This window comes from Aeromonas rivuli (assembly GCF_020149575.1).
GTDB classification, from domain to species: Bacteria; Pseudomonadota; Gammaproteobacteria; order Enterobacterales; family Aeromonadaceae; genus Aeromonas; species Aeromonas rivuli.
Window position 1 is genome coordinate 2124222 of the sequence record NZ_CP079742.1, and the last position, 22443, is coordinate 2146664.

Consider the following 22443-nt stretch of genomic DNA (forward strand, 5'->3'; position numbering starts at 1 on the left):
TTATTTCAAGGCATGGCCCAGTGATTGCAGATAGGCGATCAGGGCATCGAGCTCACTCTTGCCTTTCACCGCGTCCTTGGCACCCTCGATGTCTGCATCCGTATAGGGCACACCGAAGTGATCCCGGAACAGCGCCAGCTTCTTGCCGGTCAGTTCGCCGCTCAAGACATTGGTTTCAAGCCAGGGGAAACTTGGCATGTTGGACTCGGGGACCACGTCGCGCGGGTTGATCAGGTGAGCGCGGTGCCAGTCATCGGAGTAACGACCGCCGACCCGGGCCAGATCCGGGCCGGTACGCTTGGAGCCCCACAGGAAGGGGTGCTCCCAGACGCTCTCTCCGGCGACCGAGTAGTGACCGTAACGCTCTGTCTCGGCGCGGAACGGGCGGATCATCTGGCTGTGGCAGACGGTACAGCCTTCGCGGATGTAAATATCACGACCTTCCATCTGCAGGGCGGTGTAGGCCTTGAGGCCCTCCACCGGCTCATTGGTCTGCTTCTGGAAGAACAGCGGCGTGATCTCGACCAGGCCTCCCAGGCTGATGGCAAAGATGATGCCTATCACCAGCATGGGGACGCTTTTCTCAAAGATTTCGTGACGATTATTATTGCTCATGCTTTAACCCCTTCAGATCAGGCTGGCTGCGCGATGGGTTCGAGGGAACCCTTGGGCGCAGTAATGGTGCGATAGGCGTTGTAGGCCATCAGCAGCATACCGGTGACGAAGAAACAGCCACCCAGGAAGCGCACGAAGTAGAAGGGATAGGAAGCCTGCAGTGCCTCCACGAAGCTGTAGGTCAAGGTGCCGTCATCGTTGACCGCACGCCACATCAGGCCCTGCATCACGCCGGAAATCCACATGGCGACGATGTAGAGCACGGTGCCGACGGTGGCCAGCCAGAAGTGGATGTTGATCAGGCGCACGCTGTACATCCGCCCCTGGTCGAACAGGTTCGGGATCAGGTGGTAGACGGCACCGATGGAGATCATGGCAACCCAGCCCAGGGCGCCGGAGTGGACGTGGCCTATGGTCCAGTCGGTGTAGTGGGAGAGGGCATTGACGGTCTTGATGGCCATCATGGGGCCTTCGAAGGTGGACATGCCGTAAAACGACAGCGAGACGATCAGGAAACGCAGCACCGGATCGTAACGCAGTTTATGCCAGGCGCCGGACAGGGTCATGATGCCGTTGATCATGCCGCCCCAGGAGGGCACGAACAGGATGAGGGACATCACCATCCCCAATGACTGTGCCCAGTCAGGCAGCGCCGTATAGTGCAGGTGGTGCGGACCGGCCCAGATGTAGAGGGAGATCAGCGCCCAGAAGTGCACGATGGAGAGGCGGTAGGAGTAGACCGGACGACCGGCCTGCTTGGGCACGAAGTAGTACATCATCCCCAGGAAGCCGGCGGTGAGCAGGAAGCCGACCGCGTTATGGCCATACCACCACTGCACCATGGCATCGGTGGCGCCCGAGTAGACGGAGTAGGACTTCATTCCGCTGACCGGGATCTCCAGGTTGTTGACGATGTGCAGCACGGCCACCGTGATGATGAAGGCGCCGAAGAACCAGTTCGCCACATAGATGTGGGAGGTGGTGCGCTTCATCAGGGTGCCAAAGAAGACGATGGCGTAAGAGACCCAGACCACGGCGATGGCGATGTCGATGGGCCACTCCAGCTCGGCGTACTCTTTCGAACTGGTGTACCCCATGGGCAGGGAGATGGCAGCGGCGATGATGATGGCTTGCCAACCCCAGAACACAAAGCCGACCAAGGGGCCACCAAATAGCCGGGTCTGGCAGGTGCGCTGTGCCACGTAGAAGGAGGTCGCCATCAGGGCGCTACAACCGAAGGCGAAGATGACCGCGTTGGTGTGCAGGGGGCGAAGGCGGCTGTAGGTCAGCCAGGGGGTATCGAAGTTGAGGGCAGGCCAGATAAGTTGGGCTGCAATCAGTACCCCTACCGACATGCCGACAATTCCCCAGACAATAGTCATGACGGTGAACTGACGGACAACCTTGTAGTTGTACTCAGGGTGGTTTGTTGTATGGCTCATCGTTGTATTCCGCTTCCGATGCTGCTGTTGTTTGATTTTTGTCCTGTGACAAGGACTGACAACTAAATTCATCAGCGACTGCCTTCCGGTTGTTAATGTCTGTTAACGAAAGGAAAAGCAAAAAGTAGCTAAATGAAAAATTCGATGGGAATGATACTGAACCGGCAGGTAAAATAACAGTATAAACAGTGATATATTTGGCTCCGCCCGGAGTCGCATCGTGTCGTTTTTACCATGAGTAAGATCACGAAAATGGCATTTAAAAGTTAGCTTACAAGGTTGTTTTTTAATGAAAGAGAGACTGACTTCACGCAAATTTGCTCATCTCCTCATAGTGATGACCATTTTGCTGGGGCTGATGGCCTATCGCACCTGGTTTGATGGGGCGCCAGCCGCCTCGGACAGCCAGAAAAATGATCAGATCTGTGATCTGTCCCACAGCCCCTGCCGCGCCACCATCGCCGATTCGTCACTGACAGTGTCACTTGAGGATCAACCAATCCGCCCCGAACATGACTTCCAGTTGCAACTCAGTGGGGTGGCTTCGGGGGTGACACCCATCAAAAGCTGGCTGGAGGGGCAGGAGATGTTCATGGGCCGCATCCCGGTGTTGTTCAGCCAGCAAGGGGAGGGGCAGTGGCAGGCCAGCACGCAGGTGGGGGCCTGCACCAGCCACCGCATGGTGTGGCTGCTTACCATTGAATGGAGCAATGGCCAGCGCCAGCAGATGGCGCTCTCGGTGACCCGTTAGGGGGAGCTGTCGCAAATTTAATTTGAATTTTTCAGGCAGGGCGGTACCTTGCTCTGATTATTAAGGGAATCAAGACCATTTCATCATGATTGAAAAACAAAACTTTTATCGACTGCTCAACCAGCAGGCCCAGGCACTGCTGGAAGGGGAGCCGGATCTTGTCGCCACCCTCGCCAACCTCAGCGCCCTGCTCAATCAGGAACTGGCCGAGATCAACTGGGTCGGTTTTTACCTGTTGCAGGGAGAGACCCTGGTGCTGGGGCCCTTCCAGGGCAAGCCCGCCTGTGTGCGGATCCCGGTTGGCCGCGGTGTCTGTGGCACTGCGGTGGCAACAGGCGAGACACAGCTCATCGATGATGTTCATCAATTCGAAGGGCACATTGCCTGCGATGGGGCCAGCAATTCGGAGATAGTGATCCCGCTGCGTCGTGAGGGTGTCATCATCGGGGTATTGGATATTGACAGTCCCGTTTTCAACCGTTTTGACCAAATTGACCGGCTTGGACTGGAAGAAACGGTCAAAATATTGGAACGCCTGCTGTAAGTTAAGTGCGAGATGGTTCGCAAAAGGTCCCAAGCTCTCTATAATGGGGCCTTTGTTGTGCCCGGGGTTGCCCGTGCGTTTATATGAAAGCCAAGGTTATACATGGAAAACACTGAAAAGCTGAAGAACAGTAAAGAGATCGTCGCCTACCTGGTCGAGAAATTCCCGGCCTGCTTCATCGCAGAAGGAGAGGCCAAGCCACTCAAGATTGGCATCTTCCAGGATCTGGCAGCGCGTCTTGCTGACGACGAGAGGGTCTCCAAGACCATGCTGCGCTCTGCTCTGCGTCAATACACTTCCAGCTGGCGTTACCTGCACGGCCTCAAAGCTGGTCAGGCTCGCGTCGACCTCGATGGTAACCCGGGCGAATTGTTGACCGAAGAGCATATCGAGCACGCCAAGCAAGCGCTGAAAGAGAGCAAAGACAAAGTCTTCGCCAGCCGTCGTGCCAAAGACGACAAGAAAGAGCCAACCGGCGAGGCCAAGGCCGATGCCAAGCGCGAAGATAAACCCAAGAAGCCTCGTCGTCCTGCTCCGCGCAAGACCGAGACCGCACCTGCCGCTGCTCCTAAGCAGTATCGTCAGGCCGAGGCGGGTGAGCTGAAAGTTGAGCAAACCGTCAATGTGGTACTGGGTAAGTCTCCTGTCCCGGCGACCATCAAGGAAATTACCAAGGATGATGTGCAGGTTCAGCTGCAGACCGGCATGATGCTGCGCGTCAAATTCGAGCATCTGGTTCTCTAAGGAGACAAATGTTGAAGCATGGCGTAATTCGTTTCTCCCTCGTCGCCTGTAGCCTGGCTATTGCCGGGCTTGCACAGGCCATCGAGCCGGTGCTCAAGGAAAGTGATTTGCCTGTGTTGGCTCAAGAGAGCCAACATGCTACGGCTAGCAAGCGAATTGCCAATCTGTTTACTCGCTCCCACTACAAGCAGTTCAAGCTGGATGATGCCTTCTCGGAAGTTGTCTTTGACAAATATCTGGAGAATCTGGATTTCAGTCGCAACCTGTTCTTGGCTTCTGATATTCGCCGGTTTGACAAATACCGCGACGGCTTCGATACCGATCTGGAGCGTGGTCGTCTGGCGCCCGCCTACGACATGTTCAATCTCGGTCAGCAGCGGCGCTATGAGCGGTTCGAATACGCCCTCAAACTGCTCGATACCCCCTTCGATTTCACCCAAAAAGATGAATACATCTTTGACCGGGAAGGGGCTCCCTGGCCCAAGGATGAAGCCGAGCTCAATGAGCTGTGGCGTCAGCGGGTCAAGTTCGATGCCCTGAGCCTCAAGCTCAGCGGCAAGGAGTGGCCCGAGATCAAGGAGCTGCTTGGCAAGCGTTACAACAACGCCATCAAGCGGATGTCCCAGACCGAGAGCGAGGACGTGTTCCAGCTGTTCATGAACTCCTTCTCCCGCGCCATCGAGCCTCACACCAGTTATCTCTCCCCGCGCAACGCCGATCGCTTCAACACCGAGATGAACCTCTCGCTGGAAGGCATTGGTGCCGTGCTGCAGGCGGATGATGACTTCACGGTGATCCGCTCCCTGGTCCCGGGTGGCCCGGCGGCCAAGTCCAACAACCTCAAGCCCGATGACAAAATCGTCGGCGTGGGTCAGGAAGATGGCAAGGTGGTCGATGTGATTGGCTGGCGTCTCGATGACGTGGTCGAACTCATCAAGGGTCCCAAGGGGAGCAAGGTGCGCCTCGAGATCCAGCGTGGCAAGGGTGCCAGCGTCAAGACAGAACAGGTCGAGCTGACCCGGGACAAGGTGCGTCTGGAAGACAGGGCCGCCAAGTCGAAGGTGATCAAGGCCGAGGGCAAGAAGATAGGGGTACTCGAGATCCCGAGCTTCTATGTCAATCTGCACGATGATGTCATCAAGGAGCTGGCCAGCCTCAACAAGCAGAAAGTGGACGGCCTGGTGGTGGATCTGCGCAGCAACGGCGGCGGTGCCCTGACCGAAGCCTCTGCCCTGAGCGGTCTCTTCTTCGCCAGCGGTCCCGTGGTGCAGATCCGCGATCACATGGGGCGCATCTCGGTCAATGGCGATGAGGATGGTCAAGTCTACTACGGCGGCCCCATGTCGGTGCTGATCGACAGATACAGTGCCTCGGCCTCCGAGATCTTTGCCGCTGCCATGCAAGATTACGGCCGTGCCCTGATCCTGGGGGAGAACTCGTTCGGCAAGGGCACTGTGCAGCAGCATCGCAGCCTGGCCAAGGTGTATGACTTCTACGATCATCCCCTGGGTCACGTGCAGTACACCATCGCCAAGTTCTACCGCATCGATGGCGGCAGCACCCAGAACAAGGGTGTCGCCCCGGACATCAGCTTCCCGACCCCGGTCACCCCGGAAGAGACGGGGGAGAGCCGTGAGTTCCACGCCCTGCCTTGGGACAAGATAGCCTCGGCGGACTACCAGAAGATAGGTAGCTTCACCAGCTTGTTGCCCAAGTTGGCGGCGGCACACCAGGCGCGGATCGAGACAGATCCGGAGTTCGCCTACGTGTTGCAGGACATCAAGGAGTATCGCGCCGAGAAGGACAAGAAATCCCTCTCCCTGAACGAAGCGGATCGCCGCGCCGAGCAGGACAAGCAAGATGCACTGGCCTTGTTGCGGGCCAACGAGCGCCTGGCGCGGATGGGCAAGCCTGCCATCAAGAGCCTGGACGAGTTGCCCACCGATTTTGAGGCGCCGGATGAGTTCTTGCTTGAGTCTGCCAATATCACGGCAGACCTGGTCAAGATGGAGCCAAAACGCGGTTAGTGACCCATAGCTATAACGAAAAGGGCGACATCACAGTCGCCCTTTTTCTTGCCTGAATGTAAACCATTTGACCCAAGGATGGGCTTGTGACAGCCTCGTTACGCCCATAACAAGCGTGGAAGCACATAATAATGACCGATCACCATCAGGCCATGACGGCCAAATATCGCCAGGATTATCAAGCCCCTCTCTATTGGATCGACAGCATAGATCTCGACTTTCAGCTCGAGGAACCCCTGTGCCGGGTCACCGCCATTTCCCGAGTCCGCCGCAACGGCGAGCACAATGAAGCCCTGATCCTGGATGGCGAAAATCTGCATCTGGTGAGCATCAGCATCGACGGGGTAGCCTGTGAGCAGTATGAGCTGACCGACAACCAGCTGCGGCTCAGCAACCTGCCCGCCGAGTGCGTGTTGACCATAGTCACCGACCTGGATGCCGCCGCCAACACGGCCCTAGAGGGACTCTACAAGTCTGGTGATGCCTATTGCACCCAGTGTGAGGCGGAGGGCTTCCGTCGCATCACCTATTACCTGGACAGGCCCGACATCCTGGCCCGCTACAGCACCCGCATCACCGCCGACAAGGCGAAATTCCCTTATCTGCTCTCCAACGGCAACAAGGTGGCGAGCGGCAATCTGGATGGCGGCCGCCACTTCGTGCAGTGGCAGGATCCCTTCCCCAAACCCAGCTACCTGTTTGCCCTGGTGGCCGGTGACTTCGACGTGCAGCGCGATCACTTCGTGACCATGAGCGGGCGCGAGGTGGCCCTCGAGATCTTCGTCGACAAGGGCAACCTGGACCGCGCCGGTTTTGCCATGGAGAGCCTCATCAACTCCATGCGTTGGGACGAGCAGCGCTTCGGCCTCGAATACGACCTCGACATCTATATGATCGTCGCGGTGGATTTCTTCAACATGGGTGCCATGGAGAACAAGGGACTCAACGTTTTCAACTCCAAGTTCGTGCTGGCCAATCCGCAGACCGCGACCGACAGCGACTATCACGGCATCGAGCGGGTCATAGGGCACGAATACTTCCATAACTGGACCGGCAACAGAGTCACTTGCCGCGACTGGTTCCAGCTCAGCCTCAAAGAGGGACTGACGGTGTTCCGGGATCAGGAGTTCTCCTCGGATCTGGGCTCGCGCGGTGTCAACCGCATCAACAACGTGCGCACCGTGCGCGGCCCCCAGTTTGCCGAAGATGCCGGCCCCATGGCCCACCCGATCCGCCCGGATGTGGTGATCGAGATGAACAACTTCTACACCCTGACCGTCTACGAGAAGGGCTCGGAAGTGATCCGCATGCTGCATGTCTTGTTGGGGGAAGCTGCCTTCCAGGCCGGCATGGGCCTCTACTTCGAGCGTCACGACGGCTCGGCCGCCACCTGCGACGACTTCGTGCAGGCGATGGAGGATGCCTCCGGGGTCGACTTGACCCGTTTCCGCCGCTGGTACAGCCAATCCGGCACCCCTGAGCTGACAGTCCGTGACGACTATGATGCCGCCACCGGCATCTATCGCCTCCATGTCAGCCAGCACACGCCGCCGACTCAGGATCAACCCCAGAAGCTGCCGCTGCACATTCCCCTCGATATCGAATTGTATGATGCCGAGGGTGCGGTGATCCCGCTGCAGTACCAGGGCAAGGCCATCGGCAACGTGCTCGACGTGCTGGAAGCAGAGCAGACCTTCGTCTTCGATCGGGTGCCTGCCAAACCCGTGATCTCCCTGCTGCGGGACTTCTCCGCGCCGGTCAAGCTGCACTATGGCTACAGCGACAGGGATCTTGCCTTCCTGATGCGCCATGCCCGCAACGAGTTTGCCCGCTGGGATGCCGCCCAGATGCTGATCAACAAGGCGGTGATCGCCAATGTGGCCGCGCATCAGCTGGGGAAAGAGGTGGCGCTGTCATCGGATCTGGTTGCCGCCTTCGTGGCCATCCTGGACGAAGCCGGGCTGGATCCCGCCCTCAAGGCCGAGATCCTAGCCCTGCCGGGGGAGGCTACTCTGGCCGAGCTGTTTGAGGTGGCCGACATCGACGCCATTCATGCCGTGCGCGGTGCCATAGGCACAGCCCTGGCCCAGGCATTTGGCGATCGCCTGCTCGCCAGCTATCAGAGCCTGCTGCTCGATGGTTATCGGGTGGTCCACGATGACATGGCCAAACGGGCCCTCAAGGGGGTAGTGCTAGGTTATCTGGCGCGTCTGGATGACGAGTTGACCGATCGGCTGGTGTGTCAGCAATACCAGGGGGCGGACAACATGACCGACACCCTGACCGCCCTGCAGATTGCCAACCAGCATCTGCTACCATGCCGGGCCGCACTGCTGGCCGATTTTGAAGGCAAGTGGGCCAAAGATGGCCTGGTGCTGGACAACTGGTTGCGTCTGGTCGGTGCCAAGCCCGCCGCCGATGTACTCGGCGAGATCAGGCAGGCCATGGCCCACCCGACGTTCAGCATTCGCAACCCCAATCGACTGCGGGCGCTGATCGGCAGTTTTGCCATGGGCAACCAGGTGCAGTTCCATGCCAGAGATGGCGCGGGTTACCGTTTCCTGACCGACATCTTGATTGAGCTCAACAGCATCAATCCCCAGGTGGCCTCGCGCCTCATCACCCCGCTTATCCAGTTCAAGCGACTGGATGAGGAGCGCAAGCGCCTGATCCGTACCGAACTGCTGCGGTTGCAGGCCTTGCCCGACTTGGCCCGGGATCTCTACGAGAAGGTGGCCAAGGCGCTGGCCCAGTAAGTCGTTGCTAAGAAAAACAGGGCCGGGCGCATGTCCGGCCCTGTTGTTTGTCGTGAATCAGCCTCCAGACGAGGCGAGCTGAACTGTGGTAGAGGAGGGCAAGGGTATGAAGCAATTCACCTTCGGATTACATCTGTCGCGAGACGAGTTACTGCTGATGTATCAGGGCCATGCCCGGCGTCTGGTGGTGCGCTCTGATCAGGGACTGACGCTGGAACTGGGACTGGATAAAATCCGCCCTTTCGTCGGGCTGGAAGGGGTTCATGGTCGTTTCTTGCTCAAGACTCAGGACGATCATCGCTTTATCGGCCTGGAACGCATAAATTAACAAAAACCAAACAGTAAACCGCGTAATTATCTGCTTAAAGTCACTAACTATCAGGTTAAAACGCATTTTATCAGTGGTATTTTCTGTTTTTTAAGCAGATGGCAAAATTTATGACAGCTTGAGCCGTGATCTGCCGCTAGTTTTTAACATTCCATTATCAGCTTTTCTCGCCTTCCGGGATCCGACCCATTACACTTCGCACAACTCTGTACCAGTGGGCATCCAGGGTGGATGTCTCTGTCGGTGATGTCGGTCCGATAAGGAATATAGCAATGGCATTGAAAGACGCCCCTACCTCAGTTCTGCTCGAAAACGTTCTCAACCTGATCCATCAAAAACTGCCTCAGAAGAGTGCCTCCCTGGTCGAGCGCTTCGTTGCCAAGTTCTACGGCAACATGGCGAGCGATGATCTGCATGATCGCAATGACAGCGATCTGTATGGCGCCGCCTTGAGCCTGTGGAATGCTCTCAACCAGCGGGACAGCACGGCGCCCTATATCCGGGTCTACAACCCGGAGCTGACCCGTCATGGCTGGCAGTCACCGCACACCATAGTCGAAGTTATTTTGCAGGACTCCCCCTTCCTGGTGGACTCCATCCGCATGACCCTCAAGCGTCTCAACATCACGGCGCACATGATGCTGCATCAACCTCTGCACCTTATTCGCAGCAAGGATGGCAAGATAGAGGCCATTCTGGATCTGGATCAGACGGCGCAGCAGACATCGGCCGAGACCGCCTTCCTCATCGAGATAGATCACCTGACCTCGGATGAACAGATGGCCGCCCTGGCCGCCGAACTCGATTCGGTCGCGGGGGAAGTGGCGTTGGCGGTAGGTGACTGGCAGCCCATGCTGGCGCGCCTCAACGAGATCATCGAGGATCTGCCAAAACGCAACAGTCCGGTGAGCAAGGAAGAGGTGGAGTCCACGGTTTCCTTCCTCAAATGGGTAGCTGCCCACAACTTCACCCTGATGGGTTATCGCCGTTATGACGTCAAGGCGATAGAGGGGGATCACGAGATCCTGCCCCAGCCCGATTCGAGCCTTGGCCTGATGAAGAACTCCATCAAGGACGAGGGCCAGCGTCTGGGCACCATGCCCGCCAGCGCCCGTCATGCGGCCCTCTCCAATCATCTGCTGATCCTGACCAAGTCCAACAGCAAGTCCCGGGTGCATCGCCCGGCCTACGTGGATTACATCGGCATCAAACGCTTTGATGAACATGGCAAGGTGATAGGCGAAGATCGCTTCATCGGTCTCTACGCCTCTTCCATCTACAACACCAGCGCCACCCAGATCCCCCTCATCAGCCATCGCCTCGAGCGCATCATGGTGGCCTCTGGCCATGAGAAGGGTTCCCACGCCTACAAGGCACTGCTCAATGTGCTGGAAACCTATCCCCGTGATGAGCTGATCCAGGCCCGGGAAGAGGAACTGCTCGCCACCGGTCTCGGGGTGTTGGCCATGCAAGAGCGCGACATGCTGCGCCTGTTCGTGCGCCGTGACGTCTATGGCCGCTTCTTCTCCTGCATGGTCTATGTCACCAAGGAGCGCTACAACACGGCGCTGCGCGTCAAGACCCAGCAGATCCTGCAACAGCATTTCGGCAGCAACGAAGAGGTGGAGTTCAATGTCTACTTCTCCGAAGGCGTGCTGGCCCGGACCCATTACATAGTTCGAGTGAACAATAACAACGTGGATGTGGACGTGAACCAAGTGCAGAACAACCTGATTGAAGCCGCCCGCAGCTGGGACGATCGCCTGGATTCGGTGCTGCTTGCCCACTATGGCGAGGCCCAGGGCAATGAGCTGAGCCGCCGCTTCAACGATGCCTTCCCCCGTGCTTACAAAGAAGATGTGCTGCCGGGCTCCGCCGTGGCCGACATCATCGCCCTGGAGAACCTGAGCGAAGCCGAGCCCCTTGGCATGCTGTTCTACCGTGCTCAGGAAGAGGAGAACGATCGCCGGGTGCGCCTCAAGCTGTTCCACCGCACCGAGCCGATCCACTTGTCCGATGTCTTGCCCATGCTGGAAAACATGGGGCTGAGGGTCATTGGCGAGACCCCCTATGAGGTCAAGACCCCCAATGGCGAAGTGTTCTGGATCCTCGACTTCTCCATGCTGCTGCGTGGCGATCAGCCCTTCAGCCTGGCCAAGAGCCAGCAGCGCTTCCAGCAGGCCTTCGCCAGCATCTGGAACAAGGCCCTGGAAGATGATGGTTTCAACCGCCTGGTGCTGGGCGCCAGCCTCACCGGTCGTCAGGTCTCGGTACTGCGCGCCTATGCCAAGTACATGCGCCAGACCGGCGTCTCCTTCAGCCAGTCCTATATCGAAGAGACCCTGACCCGTTATCCCGAGCTGGCCCAGCTGCTGTTCTCCCTGTTCGAGGCTCGCCTCGATCCGGCACTGAACCAGGATGGCGCGGCGCTGCAGACGCTGCACGACACCCTGACGGCCAAGCTGGATCTGGTGGCGAACCTGGACGATGACCGCATCATCCGCCGCTACATGGAGATGATAGAGGCGACCCTGCGCACCAACTATTATCAGCCGGACGCGCAAGGCAACATCAAGCCCTATATCTCCTTCAAGCTGGCGCCATCCGGTATCAGCGACATGCCACAGCCTCTGCCCAAGTTCGAGATCTTCGTCTACTCGCCGCGGGTGGAAGGGGTGCATCTGCGCTGGGGCAAGGTGGCCCGGGGCGGGCTGCGCTGGTCCGATCGCAAGGAAGATTTCCGCACCGAAGTGCTGGGTCTGGTCAAGGCGCAGCAGGTGAAGAATACCGTCATAGTGCCAGTCGGCGCCAAGGGCGGCTTCTACTGCAAGCAGATGCCGGTGGGTGCCGCCCGCGCCGTCATTCAGGAGGAGGGCAAGGCCTGCTATCGCCTGTTTATCCGCGGCCTGCTCGATGTCACCGACAACATCCTCCAGGGGGAGGTGATCCCGCCCAGACAGGTGGTACGCCACGACGAGGATGACTACTACCTGGTGGTCGCGGCCGACAAGGGCACCGCCACCTTCTCCGACATCGCCAACGAGATCAGCCACGAATATGGTCACTGGCTCGGCGATGCCTTCGCCTCCGGCGGTTCGGTCGGTTATGACCACAAGAAGATGGGCATCACGGCGCGGGGCGCCTGGGAGTCGGTCAAGCGTCACTTCCGTGAGCTTGAGATCAACTGCCAGACCACCGATTTCAGCTGCGTGGGCATAGGCGACATGGCCGGTGACGTGTTTGGCAACGGCATGCTGCTCTCCGAGCACACCCAGTTGGTGGGCGCCTTCAACCACATGCACATCTTCATCGACCCGACCCCGGATGCGGCCAGCACCTTCGCCGAGCGCAAGCGTCTGTTCGAGTTGCCGGGTTCGAGCTGGGACGACTACAACCGTGAGCTTATCTCCGTAGGGGGCGGCATCTTCCTGCGCTCGGCCAAGTCCATCAAGCTGAGCCCGCAAATTCAGACCCTGCTTGGCACCGACAAGGCCAGCATGGCGCCAAACGAGCTGATCAAGGCACTGCTCTGCCTGAACGTGGACTTGCTCTGGAATGGCGGCATCGGCACCTACGTCAAGAGCCACAAAGAGAGCGATGGCGAGGTGGGGGATCGCAGCAACGATGCCCTGCGCGTCAATGGTCGCGACCTGCGTGCCCGTATCGTGGGTGAGGGCGGTAACCTGGGCTTCACGCAGCTGGGTCGTATCGAATACGCCAGCCAGGGCGGCCACATCAACACCGATTTTACCGACAACGTGGGCGGGGTGGATTGCTCCGACAACGAGGTCAACATCAAGATACTGCTCAACCAGCTGGTGGCGGCAGGGGATCTGACCCTCAAGCAGCGCAACCAGATGCTCTACGAGATGACGGATGCGGTGGCCGATATCGTGTTGACCAACGCCTATCGTCAATCCCAGTCCATCTCGGTTACCAGTTACCGCGCGGCGGATCAGCTCAAAGAGCAGCAGCGTTTCATCCAGGGGCTGGAGCGTGAGGGCAAGCTGGACAGAGCACTGGAGTTCCTGCCATCGGATGAGGAGTTGTCCGAGCGCATGGCGGCAGGGCAGGGGTTGACCCGCCCCGAATTGGCGGTGCTGGTGGCTTACGGCAAGATGGTGCTCAAGGAGCAGCTCAACTGCCCCGAGATCACCGATGAGCCCTTCCTGGCTCGCATGCTGGTCACCAGCTTCCCCGAGCAGTTGCAGCAGCGCTTCGGCGAGGCCCTGGCTCAGCATCCGCTGCGCGGCGAGATCATCGCCACCCGCGTGGCCAACATGCTGGTCAACGACATGGGGCTCAACTTTGCGACCCGGATGAAGGATGAGACCGGCGCCTCGGTGGCCGAAGTGGCCACCTGCTTCGCCATGGCCCGCGAAGTGTTCGGTTTCGACCCCCTGTGGCGGGACATCGAATCCCTGGATAACCAGGGGAGTGCCGAGACTCAGCTCGAGTTGATGTTTGCCAGTCGCCGCATCGTGCGCCGCGCCACCCGCTGGTTCCTGCGTGCCCGCAACCGCAGCTGGAGCATCAGCGAAAACATCGCCTTCTTCCGTCCCGCCTTCGAGACCCTGGGCGAGCACCTCTACGAGGTGATGGAGGAGAGCGAAGTGGCCGAGCATCGCCAAGCCGTCGAAACCCTGGTGGCCAAACAGGTGCCTGAACATATCGCCCGTCAGGTCGCCCACATGAGCAGCCTCTTCTCTTCGCTGGATCTGGCTCAGATTGCGGCGGATCAGCACAGCGACATACTGCGGGTGGCCAATGTGTACTATCGGCTCGGTGCCAAGCTGGACCTGCACTGGTTCCTGGAGCAGGTCAACCATCAGCCGGTGGGCAACCACTGGCAGGCGATGGCCAGAGCCTCCTTCCGCGAGGATCTGGACTGGCAGCAACGCAGTCTCACCTCAGTGGTATTGGAAGGGTGCAAAGATCAGGGAGAATGCGATACCATACTGGCCAACTGGATTGCGGAGCATGAGCAACTCTTGTCCCGTTGGACCCATATGTTGGCCGACTTCAAGACCACCAGTACTCACGAGTTCGCCAAGTTCTCGGTGGCCTTGCGGGAGTTGAACCTGCTCCAGTTGAATTGCCGAGCATCGGCATAACCATGAAAGCCCCGGCCAGTTGCCGGGGCTTTTTTTAAGGAGCAAAGATGTTTTACCCCCTCGCCAGGCATTTGTTGTTCAAGCTCGATCCGGAAAAGGCTCACGAACTCTCTCTCAAACAGCTCTCCCGCCTTCATGGCACGCCCCTCGATATCTTCTTCCGTCAATCCCTGCCAACGCGCCCCGTCACCTGTATGGGGCTTAATTTTGCCAACCCGGTGGGCCTGGCCGCGGGGCTCGATAAAGATGGCGAGTGCATAGATGCCTTTGGCGCCATGGGGTTCGGCTTCATCGAGGTGGGGACTGTGACCCCCAAGCCCCAGAGTGGCAATGACAAGCCCAGGCTGTTTCGGGTGGTACCGGCAGAGGGGATCATCAACCGTATGGGCTTCAATAACCTGGGGGTTGATCACCTGGTCGAGCGGGTCAAGGCCGCGAAATACCAGGGGGTGATCGGTATTAATATCGGCAAGAATAAAGATACGCCCATTGAGAATGGCAAGGATGATTACCTGATCTGCATGGACAAGGTTTATGATCATGCCGGTTATATTGCGGTCAATATTTCATCCCCCAATACACCTGGCCTGCGTCAGTTGCAGTATGGGGAGGCGCTGGATGATCTACTGGCAGCCCTCAAGGAACGTCAGCAACTCCTGGCGGCACAATATAAGAAGTATGTTCCTGTGGCGGTCAAAATTGCACCGGATCTTAGTCTGGATGAAATTAAGCAAGTTGCAGGATCCTTGATTAAAAATGGGATCGATGGGGTCATCGCCACTAATACCACGCTAGCCCGTGACATGATCTATGACATGCCCCATGCTGGTGAAATGGGTGGATTGAGTGGTCGCCCCTTGCAGCACAAGAGCACCGAGGTTATCCGTCTATTGGCACAGGAATTAAAAGGTGCCTTGCCTATTATCGGTGTCGGGGGAGTGGACAGTGCCCTGGCCGCCCGCGAGAAGCTGCAGGCGGGGGCTACGCTGGTTCAGATATATAGCGGCTTTATTTATAAAGGACCGGCCTTGGTCAAAGAGATCGTGACCAATATCTGACGCATTTAGTCAATTTAATATAAGGGCGCCCCGAATTAACGTTGCTGAAATTATCGACATATAATAAAGTCGAATTACAGCAGCAAGGAAGGGCGCCTCATGTTTCTCCAACCAAACGATCAATGGCAATGGCATTATGATGCGAAGTCCGACCGCCTGATGTTGGAGCTGAGCGATGACATGGTATTCGCGACAGAATATCAAGGTCGTCAGTTGGTGCCCGCCTCATTTGCTACTCAAGCTTTTTGTGTCGAAGATGCGTCCCTCTATTATCAGCTGATGGACCATGCAGCCGATCTCAATTGGAGCATCCCTCAACAGGTACAGCTGGTATTAAATGCCCTCGCTGTGCGCCGCTTCTATAAACCCCTGATGCCCCAAAGCTGGTTCTTTATTGAACTGGGCCAACTGATGGCGCCGCAACAAGGGGAGCTGGTCATCATGCATACCCAGGATGGTCAAGGCACCTTCATGGTGATCGAGGCCGGGGAGCAGGCCAGTGTCTGCCTCAACCTCACCGGGGAGCTGATGCTCAGCGGCAACAAGCTGATGCCCCGCTTTGCGGTGATCAAGGTGATGAACAATCGCTTCGGTCACTACCATCAAGCCGCGCCGGCGCTGCGCCAGGTCAGTTGATTAACATCCCCCCATTGCCGCTTCCTGCTCAATGACTCGCTCTCTTGGTGCAACAGCCACCCGATAGCCCCCATCCCCCCTCGCGCTGAACGGTTCCATCCCCCTTGAGTGAGCGCTCCGGATGATGCTTCGGAGCATGTGACGGTCGCCGTTGCTGCACTTCTGGGCGATTGGTGATGAATTGAGGGGGAGGGGGCGATGATCGGGGCGCCAAGCTGGCCGTGAATGAGGTATAATACGGCACTTTTTATGGCATCCCCGTGAGCGTGATGAAAGAATTCTTTGCAACCTGCCCCAAGGGGCTGGAAAACCTGTTGGCCGACGAGCTGACCACCCTGGGCGCAGAGCAGGTCCGTGAGACCGTGGCCGGCGTCCATTTCAAAGGCGAACTGGTCATTGGCTACAAGGCCTGCCTGTGGAGCCGCTTTGCCTCCCGCATCGTGCTGGTGCTCTCCGAATTCCAGATGAATGACGATCTGGATCTCTATCTGGGCGCCCACACCATTGCCTGGGAAGAGCACTTCCCCGGTACCGCCACCATAGCGGTGGACTTTACCGGTACCAACCCCGCCATCCGCAATACCCAATATGGCGCGCTGAAGATCAAGGATGCCATCGTCGATCGCTTCACCAAGCGCGGCCATGTGCGCCCGGACATCGACAAGAAGTCGCCGGATATTCGCATCATGGCGCACCTGGGCAAGGGCAAGGCCAATATCACCCTGGACTTGTCGGGCCCGGCCCTGCACCAGCGTTTCTATCGCCAGGGCACCGGCGAGGCGCCGCTCAAAGAGAACCTGGCCATGGCCATGATAGCCCGCAGCGGTTGGGCCGGTGAGCCGATGATGGACCCCATGTGCGGCTCCGGCACCCTGCTTATCGAAGCGGCCTTCGTCGCCGCCGACATGGCGCCGGCCCTGCGCCGCGAGCGGTTTGGTTTCGATCGCTGGCTGCAACACGATGCCGAGCTGTGGCAGAGCCTGATGATGGAAGCCCAGGTGCGTGCCAAGCGCGGCATGCAGCGCTGCGAGGTCAAGTTGTTTGGCTGTGACGCCGATCCTCGCGTATTGATGAAGGCCCGCGACAACGCCAAGGCGGCCGGGGTGGATCATTTCATCACCTTCAAGCAGGCCGACGTGACCGCGTTGGAGAACCCGCTGCCGATGCCAGCGGTAGAAGGCGAGGCCCGTCAGGTGGGCATGCTCATCTCCAACCCGCCCTATGGCGAGCGTCTGGGCGAATTCCCGGCCCTGCTCGAAGTGCACCAGGCGCTGGGCGATGCCCTGCGTCGCAGCTTCCAGGGCTGGCGCGTCTCCATTCTGTCTGCCTCGCCGGAGCTGCTGAGCTGTCTGCGCCTGCGGGCCGACAAGCAGTATCGCCTGTTCAACGGCGCGCTCGAGTGTCAGCTGCGCAATTACCAGATAGCGCTGGATTCCGTGGCCTCCCAGAAAGAGGTGGCCCAGGATTTCGCCAACCGGCTGCGCAAGAATCTCAAGACCCTGGAGAAGTGGGCCAGTAAAGAGGGCATCGACTGTTACCGCATCTACGATGCGGACTTGCCGGAATACAATGCCGCCATCGACCGCTATCAGGATTACCTGGTGGTGCAGGAGTATGCCGCGCCCAAGGACATCCCCGCCCAGAAGACCCGTCAGCGTCTGCTCGACATGGTGCAGGCCGCCATCAAGGTGACCGGCATGGACGGCGAGAAGGTGATCCTCAAGGTGCGCGAGCGTCAGGAGGGCAAGCAGCAGTATCAGAAGCTCTCTACCGAGCAGCACCGGATGGAAGTGCAGGAGTACGGTGCCCGCCTCTGGGTCAACCTCTATGACTACCTGGATACCGGCCTGTTCCTGGATCACCGTCAGACCCGCCGCATGCTGGGCCAGATGGCCCAGGGCAAGCGCTTCCTGAACCTGTTCGCCTATACCGGCAGTGCCACCGTGCACGCGGCGCTGGGGGGGGCTAGCGAGACCACCACGGTCGACATGTCTTACACCTATCTGGATTGGGCGCAGGACAACATGCGTCTGAACTCCCAGGTCGGTCGTCAGCACAAGTTCGTACAGGCCGACTGCCTGAAGTGGCTCTCCGAGGCCGATGGACAATACGATCTCATCTTCATCGATCCGCCGACCTTCTCCAACTCCAAGCGGATGGACGAGAGCTTCGACGTGCAGCGCGATCACCTGCTGCTGTTGCAACACCTCAAGCGTCTGCTGGCGGCGGATGGCACCCTGGTGTTCTCCAACAACAAGCGTCACTTCAAGATGGATCTGGCCGGTCTGGAAGCCGCGGGCCTCAAGGCTCAGAACATCACCAGCAAGACCCGGCCAAAAGATTTCGAGCGCAACGTGCACATCCACAACTGCTGGATCATCACCCACGCAGACACAGCGGTAGATGCCGGCTGATGCTGACCCTGTTTCATACCGACGGCTGTCACCTGTGCGAGCAGGCCTGGCAGCTGGTGGAGGAGGCGGGATTGGCCGCGCAGACCCGCCAGTGCGACATCATGGAGGATGCCGACTGGTTGGCCGCTTACCGGGTGCGCATTCCGGTGCTGCGAGATGAGGCCGGCCGAGAGCTTGGCTGGCCCTTCACCCTGACCGAGCTTGACGACTGGGTGAAGGCGTAAACGGATCACTATTGTGTACCTGTGATATTGAGAGTGGGGCAGACCGGGTCTGTCCCGCTTTTTCATGAAGAATTAAGGAAAAGACATGGCTTTATTAACATTGCACGGCGCTTGTCTGTCGTTCAGTGATTTCCCGCTGCTCGACAATGCCGAACTGAGCATAGAGCGCGGTGAGCGTCTCTGTCTGGTGGGCCGCAACGGGGCGGGCAAGTCCACCCTGATGAAGGTCATCGCCGGTGAATTGCCCCTCGATGATGGCCGCATGGTGCAGCAGCAGGAGTTGAAGGTGACCCGCCTCGAGCAGGATCCCCCCGCCTCCAGCGACCTGACGGTGTTTGACTACACCGCCGAAGGGCTGGCCGGGGTCGGCGAGATCCTCAAGCAGTATCACCATATCTCCATGGAGTTGGCCCACGATCCCTCCGACGCCAACATTCGCATCATGAGCGAGCTGCAAGAGCAGCTCGATTACCAGAATGGCTGGCAGTTCGAGACCCGCATCAGCCAGGTGCTGACCCTGCTCAACCTCGACCCCGACGCGACCCTGGACAGCCTCTCCGGCGGCTGGCTGCGTAAAGTGGCCCTGGCCCGCGCCCTGGCCTGCGATCCGGATCTGCTGCTGCTCGATGAGCCGACCAACCACCTGGACATCGAGGCCATCAACTGGCTGGAAGAGTTCCTGAAAGATTTCCGTGGCGCCATCGTGTTCATCTCGCACGATCGGGAGTTCATCCACAAGCTGGCGACCCGGATCATCGATCTCGATCGCGGCGAGATCACCTCCTGGCCCGGCAACTACGACCAGTATCTGCTCGGGAAAGAGGAGTGGCTGCGGGTCGAGGAGCTGAAGAACGCCGAGTTCGATCGCAAGCTGGCCCAGGAAGAGGTGTGGGTCCGCCAGGGCATCAAGGCCCGTCGTACCCGTAACGAAGGCCGGGTTCGCGCCCTCGAAGCCATGCGCATGGAGCGCAGTCAGCGCCGCGAGCTGCAGGGCAAGGCCAAGCTGCAGATGGACGACGTCAATCGCTCCGGCAAGCTGGTATTCGAGACCGAAGGGCTTGGCTTGGACTTTGGCGATCGCACCCTGTTCCAGGGGTTGGACTTGCAAGTGCTGCGTGGCGACAAGATTGCCCTGGTGGGCCCCAACGGTTGTGGCAAGTCGACCCTTATCAAGCTGCTGCTCGGTCAACTCGAGCCCAGCCGCGGCGTGGTCAAGGGCGGCACCAAGTTGGAAGTGGCCTATTTTGACCAGTATCGCGATCAGCTCGATCCCGAGCAGACGGTGATGGACAACGTGGGGGAGGGCAAGCAGGAAGTGATGGTGCGTGGCCGCTCTCGCCACATTCTTGGCTACCTGCAGGACTTCCTGTTTGAGCCCAAGCGGGCCCGTACCCCGGTCAAGGCCTTGTCAGGGGGTGAGAAAAACCGTCTACTGTTGGCCAAACTGTTCCTCAAGCCCAGTAACTTGTTGATTTTGGATGAACCAACCAACGATCTGGATGTCGAAACGCTGGAATTGCTGGAGGAGCTGCTGGCGGACTATCCCGGCACCCTGCTGCTGGTCAGCCATGATCGTCGTTTCATCGACAATACGGTCACCGGTTGCTGGTTGTTTGAAGGGGATGGCCGGATCAGCGATTATGTGGGCGGTTATGCCGACATGATGGATACCCGTGCCCTGCAAGCGGCGCAGCCTGCCAAGGCGGCTAAAGCAGCGCAGGTGACAGAGACGGTCGCAGTGGCGAGCGAGCCCGTCAAGAAGGCCCGCAAGCTCTCTTACAAGGTGCAGTTGGAGCTTGATGAGTTGCCAGTAAAACTGGAGCAACTTGAAGCCGAACTTGATACATTGCAGGGCGAAGTCAATGAGCCCGGCTTCTTCTCGCTCAGTGCCGAGCAGACACAGCAGAAGCTAAATGCCCTGAGTGCTGCTGAAGCAGCACTGGATCAGGCCTTCTCCCGTTGGGAGGAGTTGGAAGCGTTGAAACATCAGGACTAAGGACGTAGATGAAAAAGCAATTATCCATACTGGCCGTACTGGTCGGCGCCAGCCTCAATGCGCAGGCGGCACAGAACCCCTTCTTCACGATAACGGAAGTGGGGCAGGGCTATGCGACCGGGATCAGCGCGGACAACAGTGTGCTGGCGGTGAAGCCGAAGAATGATGCGGGAAATTTCTTCTCGACCACTCCCTTCTCCGACTTCCTGGTGGACAGATTCCGCTTCGAGCAGGATTGCATCCTCTCTGGGGATGTCTGTGACGCATTCTGGGAAGACAATGCGAACTTTGGCTTTGATTGGCGCCGTGATTTCCTCGATGCCACCTCCCAGCGCGACAGCATAGGGGTTTCTGGCAGCGAGACCGATGGCCTTGCCGTGGCCATGGGCCCGGAGAGCGGCACCTACGTCGGCTACAAGGCGAGCAAGAATGCGGTCAACAACTTGGCCAATAGCCGCACCGCCTTTGCCGTTATCGATAGCGGCAATCAGGTGGCTCTGGAAGGTAACTACAAGGTCAACAGCACCAACGTGCTGAGCAGTGCCACCAGTGTGGCGCAGGTCAGTGGCAGCCAGTATCTGATCACCGGCACTGCGGCCACCGGCAAAAACCGCAAGGTCGACACCGACGAATACAAGGATTGCTTCAACGGTGATGACGACAACTTCGGTGACTACCGTTATTGCCCCGGTACCGACACCCAGGCCGCCTTCTGGCTGGTGGACAATGGTGCCGTGAGCCTGTTCCAGCCGGGCAGCTATTACGACAATGACAGCAACATGGTGCAGACCGCCTCTGCCGCTCAGGCCGTCAAGCTCAAGGATGGCAGCTGGGTTGCCGTGGGCTACTCTGCCACCGACGAGGAAGTGTCGGAGCACAGCCTGGATCTGGCCACTTACTGGACATTGGATCTGGCCAGCAAGAGTACTGGCGCCACCACCGCCATCCCCTTGTCAGAGGGGAAACCTGATGACAGCGATGCCAGCCTGCGCGGCAGCTGGGCGAGCGGCGTCAACGCCAATGGCTACGTCATCGGTAACCAGCGCTTTGGCACCAACAAGGGCCAGAACCGCCCGACCGAGATGTTTGTCTTCAACCTGAACAGCCCGAGCAGCAACGCCAGCGTGCCCCTCAAGGACAAGCCGATCAACGGTGCCAACTCGGAAGCGGCCGCCATCAACGATCACAACATGGTGGTTGGCTGGCGTGACTCTCGCCATCAGACCCAGCCGGTGACTGGCGGTACCAACCGCATGCAGGAGGCCTTCCTGCTGAGCGCCGCCAATGGCAACAACTGGTACCTGAACGATCTCATCTGTGGTCTGAATGATGCCGGCAGCAAGAGCTGCAGCCAGAATGGTGTCTATTACCATATCGCTTATGCCAGTGGCATCAGCCCCGATGGCACCATAGCGGCGACGGCTTTCCGTTACGCCAATGAGAGCGATCTGAATAACCGCATCAATGCGAGCGTAGTCAGCATCAAGATGAGCCCGGATAGCACCAACTACGAAGGTGTACCGGCGAATCGCGTTGTCTCCAATCCTCCGGTCGTCAACCAGACTGGTCAGGATGGTGACGAGGGCGGTGGTGGTGGCAGCCTGTTCTGGTTGACTCTGTTGGGTCTGCCCTTTGCCTGGCTGCGTCGTCGAGGCTAAAAAAGTGAGTCATAAAAATTTAATGCAGTTCAGTGTCTTGTGTCACATGGCCTGATTAGCATCGGAATTTTTGTTTGACCTGCCTTTACCCTTGCGTTAATGATGAAAGCGACCGATGAAAAATTGGTCGCTTTTT

The 22443-nt window shown here is 58.6% G+C and carries 15 protein-coding genes; 13 read left to right on the forward strand and 2 right to left on the reverse strand.

Going from position 1 to position 22443, the window contains the following annotated elements; genetic code table 11:
* Window positions 1–615, reverse strand: coding sequence for a cytochrome-c oxidase, cbb3-type subunit II (gene ccoO, locus KYK33_RS10045; RefSeq protein ID WP_042042446.1), 615 nt, complete (start codon window positions 613–615; stop codon window positions 1–3).
* Between the two features lie 17 nt (window positions 616–632).
* Complete coding sequence (ccoN, locus tag KYK33_RS10050; protein WP_042042447.1) at window positions 633–2057, reverse strand: cytochrome-c oxidase, cbb3-type subunit I; 1425 nt, start codon at window positions 2055–2057, stop codon at window positions 633–635.
* A 289-nt stretch (window positions 2058–2346) separates the two neighbouring features.
* Here ccoN and KYK33_RS10055 point away from each other — a divergent pair, with 289 nt between their 5' ends.
* The 13 genes from KYK33_RS10055 to KYK33_RS10115 all read left to right on the forward strand — a co-directional run bounded on the left by KYK33_RS10055 (window position 2347) and on the right by KYK33_RS10115 (window position 22307).
* A complete protein-coding gene (locus KYK33_RS10055; RefSeq protein ID WP_224432873.1) occupies window positions 2347–2808 on the forward strand; it encodes a hypothetical protein in 462 nt (153 codons plus the stop codon).
* A gap of 85 nt (window positions 2809–2893) precedes the next feature.
* Window positions 2894–3352 (forward strand): GAF domain-containing protein, encoded by a 459-nt coding sequence (locus KYK33_RS10060; protein ID WP_224432874.1) that lies wholly within the window; start codon window positions 2894–2896, stop codon window positions 3350–3352.
* A 102-nt stretch (window positions 3353–3454) separates the two neighbouring features.
* Window positions 3455–4096 carry an RNA chaperone ProQ gene (proQ, locus tag KYK33_RS10065; RefSeq protein WP_042042450.1) on the forward strand — a complete coding sequence of 214 codons (642 nt, stop codon included), beginning with the start codon at window positions 3455–3457 and terminating at the stop codon, window positions 4094–4096.
* Between the two features lie 8 nt (window positions 4097–4104).
* Window positions 4105–6123 carry a carboxy terminal-processing peptidase gene (gene prc / locus KYK33_RS10070; protein ID WP_224432875.1) on the forward strand — a complete coding sequence of 673 codons (2019 nt, stop codon included), beginning with the start codon at window positions 4105–4107 and terminating at the stop codon, window positions 6121–6123.
* Between the two features lie 131 nt (window positions 6124–6254).
* Window positions 6255–8879: an aminopeptidase N gene (gene pepN, locus KYK33_RS10075; RefSeq protein ID WP_224432876.1), complete on the forward strand. Its 2625-nt coding sequence runs from the start codon at window positions 6255–6257 to the stop codon at window positions 8877–8879.
* 106 nt (window positions 8880–8985) lie between these two features.
* The gene (locus tag KYK33_RS10080; protein ID WP_224432877.1) at window positions 8986–9207 is read left to right on the forward strand and encodes a DUF2835 family protein; all 222 of its coding nucleotides are present in this window, start codon (window positions 8986–8988) and stop codon (window positions 9205–9207) included.
* 272 nt (window positions 9208–9479) lie between these two features.
* Entirely contained in the window at window positions 9480–14321 is a 4842-nt protein-coding gene (locus KYK33_RS10085) for an NAD-glutamate dehydrogenase (protein ID WP_224432878.1), read from the forward strand.
* Between the two features lie 47 nt (window positions 14322–14368).
* Window positions 14369–15379 carry a quinone-dependent dihydroorotate dehydrogenase gene (pyrD, locus tag KYK33_RS10090; protein ID WP_042042455.1) on the forward strand — a complete coding sequence of 337 codons (1011 nt, stop codon included), beginning with the start codon at window positions 14369–14371 and terminating at the stop codon, window positions 15377–15379.
* Window positions 15380–15478: 99 nt separating this feature from the next.
* Window positions 15479–16015: a cell division protein ZapC gene (locus KYK33_RS10095; protein WP_224432879.1), complete on the forward strand. Its 537-nt coding sequence runs from the start codon at window positions 15479–15481 to the stop codon at window positions 16013–16015.
* A gap of 269 nt (window positions 16016–16284) precedes the next feature.
* Window positions 16285–18429 carry a bifunctional 23S rRNA (guanine(2069)-N(7))-methyltransferase RlmK/23S rRNA (guanine(2445)-N(2))-methyltransferase RlmL gene (gene rlmKL, locus KYK33_RS10100; RefSeq protein WP_224432880.1) on the forward strand — a complete coding sequence of 715 codons (2145 nt, stop codon included), beginning with the start codon at window positions 16285–16287 and terminating at the stop codon, window positions 18427–18429.
* Window positions 18429–18653, forward strand: coding sequence for a glutaredoxin family protein (locus KYK33_RS10105; RefSeq protein WP_042042459.1), 225 nt, complete (start codon window positions 18429–18431; stop codon window positions 18651–18653). Before rlmKL ends, KYK33_RS10105 begins: the two co-directional genes overlap by 1 nt.
* An 85-nt stretch (window positions 18654–18738) precedes the next feature.
* Window positions 18739–20649 (forward strand): ATP-binding cassette ATPase Uup, encoded by a 1911-nt coding sequence (gene uup, locus KYK33_RS10110; protein ID WP_224432881.1) that lies wholly within the window; start codon window positions 18739–18741, stop codon window positions 20647–20649.
* Between the two features lie 8 nt (window positions 20650–20657).
* Complete coding sequence (locus tag KYK33_RS10115; RefSeq protein WP_224432882.1) at window positions 20658–22307, forward strand: DUF3466 family protein; 1650 nt, start codon at window positions 20658–20660, stop codon at window positions 22305–22307.
* Window positions 22308–22443 lie beyond the last annotated feature (136 nt).

Bases quoted from the DNA above. Each gene is read 5' to 3' on its own strand.
- proQ (WP_042042450.1), top strand. From the start codon at position 3,455: ATGGAAAACACTGAAAAGCTGAAGAACAGTAAAGAGATCGTCGCCTAC.
- uup (WP_224432881.1), top strand. From the start codon at position 18,739: ATGGCTTTATTAACATTGCACGGCGCTTGTCTGTCGTTCAGTGATTTC.
- KYK33_RS10095 (WP_224432879.1), top strand. From the start codon at position 15,479: ATGTTTCTCCAACCAAACGATCAATGGCAATGGCATTATGATGCGAAG.
- KYK33_RS10105 (WP_042042459.1), top strand. From the start codon at position 18,429: ATGCTGACCCTGTTTCATACCGACGGCTGTCACCTGTGCGAGCAGGCC.
- KYK33_RS10060 (WP_224432874.1), top strand. From the start codon at position 2,894: ATGATTGAAAAACAAAACTTTTATCGACTGCTCAACCAGCAGGCCCAG.
- rlmKL (WP_224432880.1), top strand. From the start codon at position 16,285: ATGAAAGAATTCTTTGCAACCTGCCCCAAGGGGCTGGAAAACCTGTTG.
- ccoN (WP_042042447.1), bottom strand. From the start codon at position 2,057: ATGAGCCATACAACAAACCACCCTGAGTACAACTACAAGGTTGTCCGT.
- KYK33_RS10115 (WP_224432882.1), top strand. From the start codon at position 20,658: ATGAAAAAGCAATTATCCATACTGGCCGTACTGGTCGGCGCCAGCCTC.
- KYK33_RS10080 (WP_224432877.1), top strand. From the start codon at position 8,986: ATGAAGCAATTCACCTTCGGATTACATCTGTCGCGAGACGAGTTACTG.
- pyrD (WP_042042455.1), top strand. From the start codon at position 14,369: ATGTTTTACCCCCTCGCCAGGCATTTGTTGTTCAAGCTCGATCCGGAA.
- pepN (WP_224432876.1), top strand. From the start codon at position 6,255: ATGACCGATCACCATCAGGCCATGACGGCCAAATATCGCCAGGATTAT.
- ccoO (WP_042042446.1), bottom strand. From the start codon at position 615: ATGAGCAATAATAATCGTCACGAAATCTTTGAGAAAAGCGTCCCCATG.
- KYK33_RS10085 (WP_224432878.1), top strand. From the start codon at position 9,480: ATGGCATTGAAAGACGCCCCTACCTCAGTTCTGCTCGAAAACGTTCTC.
- KYK33_RS10055 (WP_224432873.1), top strand. From the start codon at position 2,347: ATGAAAGAGAGACTGACTTCACGCAAATTTGCTCATCTCCTCATAGTG.
- prc (WP_224432875.1), top strand. From the start codon at position 4,105: ATGTTGAAGCATGGCGTAATTCGTTTCTCCCTCGTCGCCTGTAGCCTG.